Annotated in this window: 12 protein-coding genes; 6 read left to right on the forward strand and 6 right to left on the reverse strand. The window is 68.8% G+C overall.

Annotation, left to right across the window (positions count from 1 at the left end):
* Positions 1 to 8: 8 nt before the first annotated feature.
* Positions 9 to 1,064, reverse strand: a complete 1,056-nt coding sequence (locus BKK79_RS04360; protein WP_071012059.1) for a class I SAM-dependent methyltransferase — start codon at positions 1,062 to 1,064, stop codon at positions 9 to 11.
* 176 nt (positions 1,065 to 1,240) lie between these two features.
* Between BKK79_RS04360 and BKK79_RS04365 the strand changes: the two genes are divergently transcribed.
* Entirely contained in the window at positions 1,241 to 1,525 is a 285-nt protein-coding gene (locus BKK79_RS04365) for a response regulator transcription factor (RefSeq protein ID WP_071012058.1), read from the forward strand.
* Positions 1,526 to 1,816: 291 nt separating this feature from the next.
* Positions 1,817 to 2,896 (forward strand): 3-deoxy-7-phosphoheptulonate synthase AroG, encoded by a 1,080-nt coding sequence (aroG, locus tag BKK79_RS04370; protein WP_071012056.1) that lies wholly within the window; start codon positions 1,817 to 1,819, stop codon positions 2,894 to 2,896.
* A gap of 115 nt (positions 2,897 to 3,011) precedes the next feature.
* On the opposite strand, the gene BKK79_RS04375 is transcribed toward aroG, so the two are convergent.
* Together BKK79_RS04375 and BKK79_RS04380 are read right to left on the reverse strand one after the other, a co-directional pair.
* Positions 3,012 to 3,407, reverse strand: a complete 396-nt coding sequence (locus BKK79_RS04375) for a c-type cytochrome (RefSeq protein WP_071012054.1) — start codon at positions 3,405 to 3,407, stop codon at positions 3,012 to 3,014.
* An 18-nt stretch (positions 3,408 to 3,425) separates the two neighbouring features.
* Positions 3,426 to 3,773: a c-type cytochrome gene (locus tag BKK79_RS04380; RefSeq protein ID WP_071012052.1), complete on the reverse strand. Its 348-nt coding sequence runs from the start codon at positions 3,771 to 3,773 to the stop codon at positions 3,426 to 3,428.
* 456 nt (positions 3,774 to 4,229) lie between these two features.
* Between BKK79_RS04380 and BKK79_RS04385 the strand changes: the two genes are divergently transcribed.
* The 3 genes from BKK79_RS04385 to BKK79_RS04395 are packed head-to-tail and all read left to right on the forward strand — an operon-like array spanning position 4,230 to position 6,976.
* A complete protein-coding gene (locus tag BKK79_RS04385) occupies positions 4,230 to 5,108 on the forward strand; it encodes an AAA family ATPase (RefSeq protein WP_071012050.1) in 879 nt (292 codons plus the stop codon).
* Positions 5,109 to 5,149: 41 nt separating this feature from the next.
* Positions 5,150 to 5,755, forward strand: a complete 606-nt coding sequence (locus tag BKK79_RS04390) for a GNAT family N-acetyltransferase (protein WP_071012049.1) — start codon at positions 5,150 to 5,152, stop codon at positions 5,753 to 5,755.
* A gap of 45 nt (positions 5,756 to 5,800) precedes the next feature.
* A complete protein-coding gene (locus BKK79_RS04395; RefSeq protein ID WP_071012047.1) occupies positions 5,801 to 6,976 on the forward strand; it encodes a vWA domain-containing protein in 1,176 nt (391 codons plus the stop codon).
* 222 nt (positions 6,977 to 7,198) lie between these two features.
* Here BKK79_RS04395 and BKK79_RS04400 read toward each other — a convergent pair whose 3' ends face one another.
* The 3 genes from BKK79_RS04400 to BKK79_RS04410 form a co-directional block, all read right to left on the reverse strand.
* Positions 7,199 to 8,347 (reverse strand): DUF1501 domain-containing protein, encoded by a 1,149-nt coding sequence (locus tag BKK79_RS04400; RefSeq protein WP_071012046.1) that lies wholly within the window; start codon positions 8,345 to 8,347, stop codon positions 7,199 to 7,201.
* A 5-nt stretch (positions 8,348 to 8,352) separates the two neighbouring features.
* The gene (locus BKK79_RS04405; protein WP_442873249.1) at positions 8,353 to 9,741 is read right to left on the reverse strand and encodes a DUF1800 domain-containing protein; all 1,389 of its coding nucleotides are present in this window, start codon (positions 9,739 to 9,741) and stop codon (positions 8,353 to 8,355) included.
* 242 nt (positions 9,742 to 9,983) lie between these two features.
* Positions 9,984 to 10,886, reverse strand: a complete 903-nt coding sequence (locus BKK79_RS04410; RefSeq protein WP_071012043.1) for a LysR family transcriptional regulator — start codon at positions 10,884 to 10,886, stop codon at positions 9,984 to 9,986.
* 113 nt (positions 10,887 to 10,999) lie between these two features.
* On the opposite strand from BKK79_RS04410, the gene BKK79_RS04415 reads away from it, so the two are divergent.
* Positions 11,000 to 11,983 (forward strand): Bug family tripartite tricarboxylate transporter substrate binding protein, encoded by a 984-nt coding sequence (locus BKK79_RS04415; protein WP_071012041.1) that lies wholly within the window; start codon positions 11,000 to 11,002, stop codon positions 11,981 to 11,983.
* Position 11,984 lies beyond the last annotated feature (1 nt).

Here is an 11,984-nt window from a genome sequence, read left to right on the forward strand (position 1 = left end):
CCGCCGCACTACGGACGCGCCTCGTAGATCAGGTTGAACGGCGTCTCGGCGGCGCGGCGGAAGCGCGTGAAGCCGCCCCCCTCCACCACTGCGCGCATGCGCGCCTCGCCGGCCTGCGCGCCCAGGCACAATCCCACTTCCTGCGAACGCGAGGCCGGTGTGCAGATGAAGGTCGAGGCCGAGTAGAAGACCCGCCCGATCGGCGTCAGGTTGTCCTCCAGCCGGTCGTTGGCGAAGGGCTCGACGATCATCCACGCGCCATCCGGGCGCAAGGCCTGCCGTACATGGGCCGCCGCGCCAGCCGGATCGCCCATGTCGTGCAGGCAATCGAACACGGCCACCAGGTCGTAGGCACCGCCATCGAAGTCCTTGGCGGTCGCCACATCGAAGGTCACGCGATCCGCCACGCCGGCCCGCTGCGCCGCCTCGCGCGCATAGCGGATCGACGGCTCGTGGTAGTCGAAGCCGTGGAAGCGCGAGGCCGGATAGGCCTGCGCCATGATCAGGGTGGACGCGCCGTGGCCGCAGCCGACGTCGGCCACGCTGGCGCCGGCCTGCAGGCGCGCCTCCATGCCTTCCAGCGCCGGGATCCATTCCGGCACCAGGTGGGCGGCGTAGCCCGGGCGGAAGAAGCGCTCGGTGCCGCGGAACAGCGCCGGATCGTGCTCGTGCCAGCCCAGCCCGCGGCCGTTGCGGAAAATATCCAGCATCTTCGGGATCGCCTTGAACTGCGCTACCGCGATCTGGAAGGCACCCGGGATGAAGGCCGGACTCGCCTCCTGCGCCAGCGCGAAGGCCTGCTCTTCGTTCAGGCTGAAGCAGTCGGCGGCCGGATCGTAGTCGACATAGCCGCTGGCGGCCTGCGCGCTCAGCCACTCACGCAGGTAGCGGGCGTCGGTACCGGTCTTCTCGGCCAGGGCGTCGGCGCTCATCGGTTTCTCTGCCAGGGCCTTGTAGAGGCCCAGTTCGTCGCCCACCACCACCGTGGCCGCGTGCATGACGGCGCCGAGGTCCTGCACGAACCTGCCCATGAAGGCATTGAGTTTCTCTTCGTTGATTGCCATGGCCTGCCCCTTCCGCGCGTGCGCGCTCCCCTGCGCGGCGGCCGCGCCGGCCGCCGTGTGCCGTCGTGCGCCGCCGCCAAGCCCGGTGGCCCATCCGGTGTCTATACTGGCCTCATCCATCTTGGTAGACGCGCCCCGGCGCGCCAATACGCACCATTGCGTAGTCCCTTCCCGCCATGGCAAACCCGAGCCCCCCGCGCCTCGCCGCAGCCCCGCCGGGCACGCTGACCGCGCGCGAGCGCCAGGTACTGCGATGGCTCGCCCGCGGCAAGACGGACCGCGACATCGCCAGCGTGCTGGGCATCAGCACGCGCACCGTGCAGAAGCACCTGCAGCACGTCTACGTGAAGCTGGGCGTGGAAACGCGCACCGCCGCCGTGGTGCGCGGCATGGGCTGGCTGCCGGCCGACGATGCCGCCGATGCGGGGTGCGCTTGCCAAGCTTCGGAAAACGCGCTATAAAGATGCTTCGTTGCCGACAATGAAACCGCCCGAAGCGGCAGTTTCACCGGAAGCAACGCAATTTAATGCCTCGGCCAAGCCTTCCGACAACGCAAGCTGACCCGTAAATCCTCCATGTCCGCCAAGTTTTACTTTTACTTTTTTAGCGATCTCGCACCGCTGGCGGAAGGAGAGGGAAGCTTGTAAGCGTCCCCAGACATCAAAAAAAGCCGCCAGCGAACCTGGCGGCTTTTTTTATCCAGACTTGCCCTGAACCCTGCATCCCACGACCCTACAAGACCCGGAGCCATCATGTTGAAGAACACCGACGACCTGCGCATTCGCGAACTCAAGGAACTGCTGCCGCCCGCGCACCTGATCCGCGAATTCGCCTGCTCGGAAAAGGCATCGGACGTGATCTACGGCGCCCGGCAGGCCATGCATCGCATCCTGCACGGCATGGACGACCGGCTGATCGTCATCATCGGCCCCTGCTCCATCCACGACACCCGCGCGGCGCTCGAGTATGCCAAGCTGCTCAAGGAACAACGCGACCGTTTCGCCGGCGAACTGGAAGTGGTGATGCGCGTGTACTTCGAGAAGCCCCGCACCACGGTGGGCTGGAAGGGCCTGATCAACGACCCGCACATGGACGGCAGCTTCAAGATCAACGATGGCCTGCGCACCGCGCGCGAACTGCTGCTGAACATCAGCGAGATGGGCCTGCCCGCCGGCACCGAGTACCTCGACATGATCAGCCCGCAATACATCGCGGACCTGGTGAGCTGGGGTGCGATCGGCGCGCGCACCACCGAATCGCAGGTACACCGCGAGCTGGCCTCCGGACTGTCCTGCCCGGTCGGCTTCAAGAATGGCACCGACGGCAACGTCAAGATCGCGGTCGATGCGATCAAGGCAGCCTCGCAGCCCCACCACTTCCTCTCGGTGACCAAGGGCGGCCACTCGGCCATCGTCTCCACCTCGGGCAACGAGGACTGCCACATCATCCTGCGCGGCGGCAAGGCGCCCAACTACGACGCCGCCAGCGTGCAGGAGGCCTGCGAGGCGATCGCCAAGGCCGGCCTGGCCGCGCGCCTGATGATCGACGCCTCGCACGCCAACAGCAGCAAGAAGCACGAGAACCAGATCCCGGTGTGCGAGGACATCGGCCGCCAGATGGCCGCCGGGGACGAGCGCATCGTCGGCGTGATGGTCGAGTCGCACCTGGTCGGCGGGCGCCAGGACCATGTGCAGGGCACGCCGGTGGAGAACCTCACCTACGGCCAATCCGTCACCGATGCCTGCATCGGCTGGGACGATTCGGTCAAGGTGCTGGAAACGCTGGCCAATGCCGTCAAGGCACGCCGGCTGGCCAAGGGCAGCGGCAACTGAGCCGTCGCGGCCGCCCTGTGGCGGCCGCGACAAAAAAGAAAAGCCGCCCCGCGCAGACGCGGGGCGGCTTTTCTTCTTCTCGCCTGCCGGACCTGGCCGGCCCGGCCTGCCTGCCTTATTTCTTCAGGACCAGGGTGCCCGGCAGCGATTCGATATAGGCCGCGATATCCTGCAGTTCCTGGTGCGAGAACGGTCGCGGCTTGCCGTCCTTGCCCGTCACCGCCGGATTCGCGTTGACCTGGCCGGCCATGATGGCATTGGAACGCCCGACCAGCGGACTGTTGCTGGTCTGGTACGCCAACAGCGCGTGCAGCAGGTAGCTGGCGTGCTGGCCGGCCAGCTTCGGGTACTCGGGGCTGATGGGCGACTTCAGGTCGGCACCGTGGCAGGTGGCGCAGTTACCCTTTTCCACCAGGGCCTTGCCGGCGGCGATGTCGGCGGCCGCGGCGGAGCCGGCGGCCATCAGCAGCGGCAGGGAAACGGCGAGCGAGAGCGTCTTGAGCGATTTCATGATGCGGCGTCCTCGCGCTTATTTCTGCGTATTGTTCTGGGAATCGGGCTTCTGCTGGGCGTAGTAGGCCGCCACGTCGGCGATATCCTGGTCGCTCAGCGTCGCGGCGATGCCGCGCATGGTCGGGTGCTTCCGATCGCCCTTCTGGTATTCCTTCAGCGCGTTCTCGATGTACTTGGCGTTCTGCCCGCCCAGCAGGGGCACCTCATAGACTTCCGGGAACGAAGCCCGGTAGCCGGGAATGCCGTGGCAGCCGATGCACATCGCAACCTTGTTCTTGGCGGCGTCCACATTGCCCTTGACTTCCTGGGCCTGCGCCGCCATTGCGGTAGCGCCCAGCACAACCACCGTGAGGAGCTTTTTCATTGTCGTAGCGAATGGAAGTGTTAACCCTGCCTGAATCACCTGCCCGACCTGCCTGACCGAAGCGACTCCTGAACACTGCCCTGCCTGCCGGGTTCCTTGTCTCCTGCGTGAACACGGCGGATTGCCAGGCAGCTTGCCCCGGGCGCTGGCGCGCGCGTGGCTGCTCTGGAACCATTTCTATTTCTTGAATGCCGCGTCCCGGTAGATGCCGCGAAGAGAAGGCAGCGCGGGCCGCCGGGGCGCGTAAGACTGGACGTGGGGGGCGCGTCAAACCGGCGCATTGTACCGCAGCCGGCACCCGAGCGTCCAGCCTGCACCTTGGCGCATCAGCGACCAAACGCGAATGGAAAAGCTCTTTTATACTGGCCCATCGCCGTCGTCGACAGCAGGCGGCGGCCCGGCCCGCCGGACCGCGGCGCCCCAGCGATTCCAGCCACCCTAGCCTCTCTTTGCCACATGAGCCAAACCGCCAACGCCACCCCGTCACAGCAGGCCCGCTTCGAGGGCAGTGACCAATATGTCGCCACCGATGACCTCAAGCTGGCCGTCAATGCCGCCCGCACGCTGCAGCGCCCGCTGCTGATCAAGGGCGAGCCCGGCACCGGCAAGACGATGCTGGCCGAGGAAGTGGCCGCGGCGCTCGGCATGCCGCTGCTGCAGTGGCACATCAAGTCGACCACCAAGGCGCAGCAGGGCCTGTACGAGTACGACGCGGTGTCGCGCCTGCGCGATTCCCAGCTCGGCGACGACCGCGTGCACGACATCCGCAACTACATCGTCAAGGGCGTGCTGTGGCAGGCCTTCGAGTCCGACCAGCAGGTCGTTCTGCTGATCGACGAGATCGACAAGGCCGACATCGAGTTCCCCAATGACCTGCTGCGCGAGCTCGACCGCATGGAGTTCTACGTCTACGAGACGCGCGAGCTGGTGCGCGCCAGGCAGCGCCCGCTGGTGATCATCACCTCCAACAACGAGAAGGAGCTGCCCGACGCCTTCCTGCGCCGCTGCTTCTTCCACTACATCAAGTTCCCCGACGCCGACACCATGCAGCGCATCGTCGACGTGCACTATCCGGGCATCAAGCGCGAGCTGGTCACGGCCGCGCTGCAGTCCTTCTACGACATGCGCAACCTGCCGGGCCTGAAGAAGAAGCCGTCCACCTCCGAGCTGATCGACTGGCTCAAGCTGCTGATGGCCGAGGACATCCCGCCCGAGGCGCTGCACAGCCCGGACAAGAAAGCGGCCATCCCGCCGCTGCACGGCGCGCTGCTGAAGAACGAGCAGGATGTGCACCTGTTCGAGCGCCTGGTGTTCATGAACCGCGCCAACCGCTGACCCGCGCCGCGCGCGACCCCGCCGACCATCACGCCCTGGCCATGACACGTTTCATCGAACCCGTCACGCTCGCCGGCACGCACGCCATGCTGGAGCCGCTCAGCCACGCCCACGAGGACGAGGTGAAGGCGGCCGCCGCCGACGGCGAGCTGTGGAAGCTCTGGTACACCTCGGTACCCGCGCCCGAGCAGACGCGCGCGTGGCTCGACACCGCGCTGGACATGCGCGATCGCCTGCACGCCATGCCCTTCGTGGTGCGCGAGATCGTCGACGGCCGCCCGGGCGCGGTGGTGGGCGCCACACGCTACTTCAACGTCGACCCGGTCAACCGTCGCCTGGAGATCGGCCACACCTGGTACGCGCGGCGTGTGCAGCGCACCGCCGTCAACACCGAGTGCAAGCTGCTGCTGCTCGCGCATGCCTTCGAGCAGCTCGACTGCATCGCGGTGGAATTCCGCACCCACTGGATGAACCACCAGAGCCGCGCCGCCATCGCGCGGCTCGGCGCCAAGCAGGACGGCGTGCTGCGCAACCACCAGCGCATGCCCGACGGCTCGCTGCGCGACACCGTGGTGTTCTCCATCATCGCCAGCGAATGGCTGGCGGTGAAGCGACACCTGCAGTACCGGCTGGACCTGCCGCGCTGAGCGCGCGCCGCCGACGCCCACCCAGCGCCAACCGAGAGCACCACCATGCTGATCGATTTCTTCTTCTCGCTGCGCCACGCCAAGCTTCCCGTCTCGGTCAAGGAGTACCTGACCATGCTGGAAGCGCTCAAGGCGGAGGTCATCGCCCCTTCCATCGACGAGTTCTACTACCTGTCGCGCATGACGCTGGTCAAGGACGAGAAGCACTTCGACAAGTTCGACCAGACCTTCGCGGCCTACTTCAAAGGCGTGGAGAGCCTGGTCGACTGGAAGTCCGACATCCCGCTCGACTGGCTGCAGAAGACGCTGCAGCGCGAGCTCAGCGACGAGGAGAAGGCCAAGATCGAGGCCATGGGCGGGCTCGACAAGCTGATGGAGCGCCTCAAGCAGCTGCTCGAGGAGCAGAAGGAGAAGCACGAGGGCGGCAACAAGTGGATCGGCACCGGCGGCACCTCGCCCTTCGGCCACGGCGGCTACAACCCCGAGGGCATCCGCATCGGCGGGCCGTCCAAGGGCAACCGCACCGCCATCAAGGTGTGGGAAGCGCGCTCCTACAAGGACTACGACGACCAGGTCGAGCTCGGCACGCGCAACATCAAGGTGGCGCTGCGCCGCCTGCGCCGCTTCGCGCGGGAAGGAGCCGACACCGAACTGGACCTGGACGACACCATCCACTCGACCGCGGCCAACGCGGGCATGCTCGACATCAAGCTGCGGCCCGAGCGCCACAACAAGGTCAAGGTGCTGATGCTGATGGACGTGGGCGGTTCGATGGACGACCACATCAAGCGCGTCGAGGAGCTGTTCTCGGCCACCAAGAGCGAGTTCAAGCACCTCGAGTACTACTACTTCCACAACTGCCTGTATGACTACGTGTGGAAGAACAACCGCCGCCGCCACGCGGAGAAGATCGCCACCTGGGACCTGATCCACAAGTACACCCCGGACTACAAGCTGATCTTCGTCGGCGACGCCACCATGAGCCCCTACGAGATCCTGCAGCCCGGCGGCTCGGTCGAGTACAACAACGCGGAGGCCGGCGCGGTCTGGCTGAACCGCATCACTGAGCAGTTCCCGCGCTTCGCCTGGCTGAATCCCGAGCCGGAAGGGCTGTGGCAGTACCGCCAGTCGATCTCGGTGATCAACCAGCTGATGAAGTCGCGCATGTATCCGGTCACGCTGGCCGGACTCGAACAGGCCATGCGCACGCTGTCCAAGTAAGTATCCGGGCAGGCGTCCAGGCAGCACCTCGCACGCCGGCGGCCGGCCAGGCACCGCGGACGCCGCCGGCCCCTGACAGCCTCTGCCGGCGGCGTCCTGCCTGCGCGATGCCGTGGCGGCACGTCCCCGGCACGCGCCGCCGCCCCCGCTCCCCCTTGTTCCCGCCGTCCCGGGCCACAGGCCCCGCGGCTCCCCGCCCTTCTCCCGTCCCGCGATCGTTTCTCAGGTACGCACCAACCCTTGCGGCAGCGCTCCGCCCGCCGCCGGCGCAAACAGCGTGCGCGCCACGCGCTCGCTGTCGAGGCCGAAACTCTCCGCCGCCGCGGCGGCGATCACACCATCCAGCGCCAGGGTCGGACGCAGGTCCCGCCCCTGATACAAAGCGCTCTGCGACAGGCCTGGCCAATCGGCCAGCACGCGCCCGCCATGCACGGCACCGCCCAGCAGCATGGCCGCCGCGCCGGTGCCGTGGTCGGTGCCGCCGGTGCCGTTGGCGGCGGCGGTGCGCCCGAACTCCGTGGCCACCAGCACGGTGGTGCGCTCCCAGGCTGTCCCCAGGCCGTCGCGCAGCGCCGCCACCAGGGTGTCGAGCGCCTTGAGCCGCGCCGCCAGCCGCTGCGCCTGCGCGCTGTGGGTATCCCAGCCGCCGGTCTCGATCATGGCGATACGCGGCCCGTCCGGCCTGGCCAGGAAGCCCGCGGCCAGCCGGCCCAGGCTGGCCGGGTCCTGGCGCGCGCCGGCATCGCCGGCCAGGCCGCGCGCCTGCATGGCCGCGGCCCATAGCGGATGCAGCTCGGCGTCGCGGGCGTAGAGCTGGCCCACGCGCAGCAGCAGGTCGTCGGGCGCGGACGGCAGCGCCGAGGGCGCGTAGGAACTGACCGGCGCGGCACCGCGCAGCGCCGCCGGCACCGTCGGCGCGAAGGCGATGGCATCGTCGTCGCGGCGCGGCAGCAGTCCCGCCAGCCGGTTCAGCCAGCCGTCCTTGACCAGGTAAGGCGCCTTGCCGCCGGTCTCCAGCACGTTCTGGCCGTCAAAGTGCGAACGGTCGCGGTAGGGCGACGCCACCGCATGCAGCAGCAGCGCCTGTCCCGACGCATACATCCTCGCGGTCTCCGCCAGCGCAGGGTGCAGCGCGAAGGTGCCGTCCAGCCGCGCGGCCTGTGCCGGATCGACGGCCAGCGCGCCGCGCAGGCGCGCATAGCCCGGGTCGGCGTAGGGAATCAGCGTATCCAGCCCGTCGGCGGCGCCGCGCTGGATGATGAAGACGAAGCGGCGCTCCGACTCGACGCGGGCGAACACCATGCGCGGCGCGACCAGCAGCGCACCGGCGCCGGAACCGGCGACGCAGAGGAAATGTCGGCGTGTCAGCATGGCGGTCATCTCCGCAGGAAATCGGGGGAAACCAGCAGCAGCGCAAGCGCGGTGGCCGGGCTCTCGGCGCGCGCCACGGCCTCGCCGGTGGCCGGGCTCAGGGTGCCCGGCAGCAGGCGCGGCGCCAGCGCGCGGGCATCGAGCCGGTCGCCCACGCGCGCGGCGAAGCGCTGGGCCAGCTCGACCCGCCGCACCAGCGCGTCGGGGGCGGCCCAGCTGGCCGCGATGTCGTCATAGCCGGCCGGCGAGCCGGGGCGCCAGACCGGCTGGCCGAGCTGCGCCAGCAGCGGTGCGTAGGGCAGGCGGCCGGGTTCGCGCACGCCCAGCCCGCGCAGCGAGGACAGCGTCCAGTCCCACGGCGTCTTGAACTTCGCCGGTGCCGGCGCCCAGACTTCCGGCGCACGCACCAGCTCGCGGTACAGCGCCGGCAGCTCGCCGCCGCCGCGCAGGTAGGCATCGGCCAGCCGCGCCACCAGTGCCGGCGGCGGATTATCGGCGACGAAGTGGCGCGCGAGCTTGGCGGCCAGGTGCTGCGCAGTGGCGGGCGCCTGCGCCAGGTCGTGCAGCACTGCGCGCGCCTGGCCTTCGCCCGGCTGGGCATAAGCCTTGCCGAGGATCGTGCGGGCGCCCGGCTCGTGCAGCCGGGCGCGGAACAGGAAGGCGCCGGGAGTGCCCTCGTCGCGTGGGCCCAGGCCGCCGACGCTCCAGCCGGTCAGGGCGCGCGCGAACTCGGTCACGTCGGCCTGCTGGTAACCGCTGCGCACCCCAAGGGTGTGCAGTTCGAGGATCTCCCGCGCCAGGTTCTCGTTGAGGCCGGGGACGCGCTCGGCATTGCGCCGCGTGGCCTGCATCGCCGCCATGCTGTCGGGGCCGGCCGAGCGCACCTGGTCGAGGAAGACCTGCATGGCCGGATGCTGTTCGACCGCCAGCAGCATGTCCTCGAAGCGGCCCAGCACGTGAGGGCGGATCGCCTCCGCCTCGAAGGCACCGGCCAGGCCGGCCACCACCGGCTTCTCGGCCGAGACCGCGAAATGGTTGGCCCAGAAATGCACCAGGCGCTCGACGAAGGGCGCCGGCGTCAGCAGCGCCGACGCCACGCGCGCGTCGACCGCGCCGCGGTAGCTCTCGCGCAGGCCCTGCTGCAGCGCCTGGCGCGCGGCCGCCTTGGCATCGCCCTGCTGCTCGCGCACCTCGCGCTGCTGCTGCGCGTAGCGGGCCGCCAGGTCGGCGCTGCCGGGCTGCGCCGACCACGCCTGCGGGCGTACCTCGTAACGGTCGAACTGCTGCAGCAGCCATCCCTGGGGGTCGGCCGGCAGGTCTTCGTCGGGCCGTGCACCCAGGCCGAAGCGGTTGAGGGCGATGCCGGCCCCGGTGGCGCGATCCATCATCGTCAGGCTCCCGCGCGGCTGCGCAGCAGGTCGATCGGATGGGGCGCTGCCGCATGGCCGTGGCGCGCGGCAGCCTGCCCCGATGTCGAGTAAACGCGCCAGGCGCGATCGCGGCGGATCGCCGAACGAAACCGGCACGTCGAATTTGTAAGCGAAAATTAGCGCGACCGGGTGCCGCCCGCTGCGGCCCGGTGCAGATCGATGCGATTGCGTGTGGCGGTGCGGTAGTGCGCGGCCTGCAGCGGGCCTCAGGCCACCACGTCCACGCCTTCCATCACCCAGGCGCGGAAGGTCTGCAAGGCAGGCAGGTGCTGCTTCTGCTCGGGATAGCAAAGGTAATAGCCCTTCCTGCTCAGCACGCGCGCCGGATGCGCCACCACCAGCGCCCCCAACGCCAGTTCCTCCTCGATCAGGCAGCGCGGGATCAGGGCGATGCCCAGGCCCGACACCGCCGCCTGCGTGAGCAGCGAGAACTGGTCGAAGCGTGCCCCGCCCCAGGCCTCGCGCGCGTCGACGCCGAGCGCCGACAGCCAGTCCGACCAGGCCTCCGGCACCGTGGTGTGGTGCAACAGCGGGTAGCGCAGCAGCGTCGCCGGCGACGCCGCCATGCCGCCCGGCTCGCCCGCCAGCAGGCCGGGTCGGCACACCGGCAGCACTTCGCGCCCGATCATGTAGTCGGCCAGGCTGCCCGGCCAGATGCCGTCGCCGAAGCGGATCGCGGCGTCCAGGTCAGGCCGCGCGAAATCGTAGCCCTGGGCGTGCGGCACGAATTCCAGCGTGACCTCCGGGTGGCGCGCGAAGAACTGGGGCAGGCGCGGGATCAGCCACTTCGCGCCGAGCGTGGGCAGGCTGGCGATATGCAGCGTGCCGCCGCGCCCCTGGCGCGCCATCAGCTCGACGCTGGCCGCCTCGATCTCGGCCAGGCTGGGCTGCACCCGCGCCAGGTAGCGCCGCCCCGCATCGGTCAGCACCAGGCGCTGGCGCACGCGCTCGAACAGTTCCGCCCCGAGAAAGTGCTCTAGGCTGCGCACCTGCTTGCTGACGGCGCCCTGCGTGACATGCAGGTCCTTGGCCGCCAGCGTGAAACTACTATGCCTCGCCGCAGCCTCGAAGGCCTGCAGTTCGGTCAGGGAGGGACATACACGCCGCATCGTCCACCTACTTCACTACCAAATGGAATGACCATGGGATTTTATTTCGTTTGCACGCTTCTTGCAGCGCCAAGCAGAATCCCGTGAAGACTCCCTACCAACGAAGGATTTCCATGCAACGCCGCCACATGCTCCGCCTCCTCGCTTCCGCCACGGCCACGCTCGCCGCCGGCGTTTCGCTGACCGCCGCCGCGCAAGGCTACCCGACGCACCCGATCACCCTGGTCGTGCCGTTCCCGGCAGGCGGCACCACCGACATCGTGGCGCGCATCGTCGCCGACAAGCTCGGCCAGCAGCTCGGCCAGGCCGTGGTGGTGGACAACCGCGGCGGCGCCGGCGGCAGCATCGGCACCGCCTACCTGGCCAAGGCCACGCCGGACGGCTACACCCTCGGCATCGCCACCGCCTCGACGCACGGCATCAACCCGGCGGTCTACCCGCGCCTGTCGTATGACGCCACCAAGGACTTCACCACCATCACCAACCTGGCCTCGGTGCCCAACGTGATGAGCATCAACCCGGCGGTCAAGGCCACCGACATGAAGTCCTTCATCGCGCTGGCGCATTCGCAGCCCAGCAAGATCGCCTTCGGCTCGGCCGGCAACGGCAGCGTCTCGCACATGATGGGCGAGCTGTTCATGATGAGCAGCAAGACCCAGCTGCTGCACGTGCCGTACAAGGGCGTGGGCCCGGCGCTGAACGATGCCCTGGCCAACCAGGTCCAGGTCCTGTTCGACAACCTGCCCTCCTCGCTGCCCTTCATCGAAGGCGGCAAGCTGCGCGCCCTGGCGGTGGCCTCGCCCAAGCGCGTGGCGGCCCTGCCCAATGTGCCGACCTTCGCCGAACTCGGCCTGCCGGAAGTCAACGACGCCTCTTGGTTCGGCCTGATCGCCCCGGCCAACCTGCCAGCCGACCTGCAGAGCAAACTGAACGCTGCCGCCCTCAAGGTGCTGGCAATGCCGGAAGTCAAGGCTAAGCTGGAGAAGCTGGGCGCGACCCCGGTGGGCAACACGCCGGCCCAGTTCGCCACCCAGATCAAGAACGAAGTGGCCAAGAACAAGCGCATCGCCGCTTCCGCCAAGATCTCCCTGGACTAAG

Origin of the sequence: Cupriavidus sp. USMAA2-4 (assembly GCF_001854305.1) — a bacterium.
Lineage (GTDB): Bacteria > Pseudomonadota > Gammaproteobacteria > Burkholderiales > Burkholderiaceae > Cupriavidus > Cupriavidus malaysiensis.

What these genes read in the sequence shown, in the direction of transcription:
- BKK79_RS04365 (WP_071012058.1), top strand. Translation starts at nt 1,241, where the DNA reads ATGGCAAACCCGAGCCCCCCGCGCCTCGCCGCAGCCCCGCCGGGCACG.
- BKK79_RS04415 (WP_071012041.1), top strand. Translation starts at nt 11,000, where the DNA reads ATGCAACGCCGCCACATGCTCCGCCTCCTCGCTTCCGCCACGGCCACG.
- BKK79_RS04410 (WP_071012043.1), bottom strand. Translation starts at nt 10,886, where the DNA reads ATGCGGCGTGTATGTCCCTCCCTGACCGAACTGCAGGCCTTCGAGGCT.
- BKK79_RS04395 (WP_071012047.1), top strand. Translation starts at nt 5,801, where the DNA reads ATGCTGATCGATTTCTTCTTCTCGCTGCGCCACGCCAAGCTTCCCGTC.
- BKK79_RS04380 (WP_071012052.1), bottom strand. Translation starts at nt 3,773, where the DNA reads ATGAAAAAGCTCCTCACGGTGGTTGTGCTGGGCGCTACCGCAATGGCG.
- BKK79_RS04385 (WP_071012050.1), top strand. Translation starts at nt 4,230, where the DNA reads ATGAGCCAAACCGCCAACGCCACCCCGTCACAGCAGGCCCGCTTCGAG.
- BKK79_RS04390 (WP_071012049.1), top strand. Translation starts at nt 5,150, where the DNA reads ATGACACGTTTCATCGAACCCGTCACGCTCGCCGGCACGCACGCCATG.
- aroG (WP_071012056.1), top strand. Translation starts at nt 1,817, where the DNA reads ATGTTGAAGAACACCGACGACCTGCGCATTCGCGAACTCAAGGAACTG.
- BKK79_RS04360 (WP_071012059.1), bottom strand. Translation starts at nt 1,064, where the DNA reads ATGGCAATCAACGAAGAGAAACTCAATGCCTTCATGGGCAGGTTCGTG.
- BKK79_RS04375 (WP_071012054.1), bottom strand. Translation starts at nt 3,407, where the DNA reads ATGAAATCGCTCAAGACGCTCTCGCTCGCCGTTTCCCTGCCGCTGCTG.
- BKK79_RS04400 (WP_071012046.1), bottom strand. Translation starts at nt 8,347, where the DNA reads ATGCTGACACGCCGACATTTCCTCTGCGTCGCCGGTTCCGGCGCCGGT.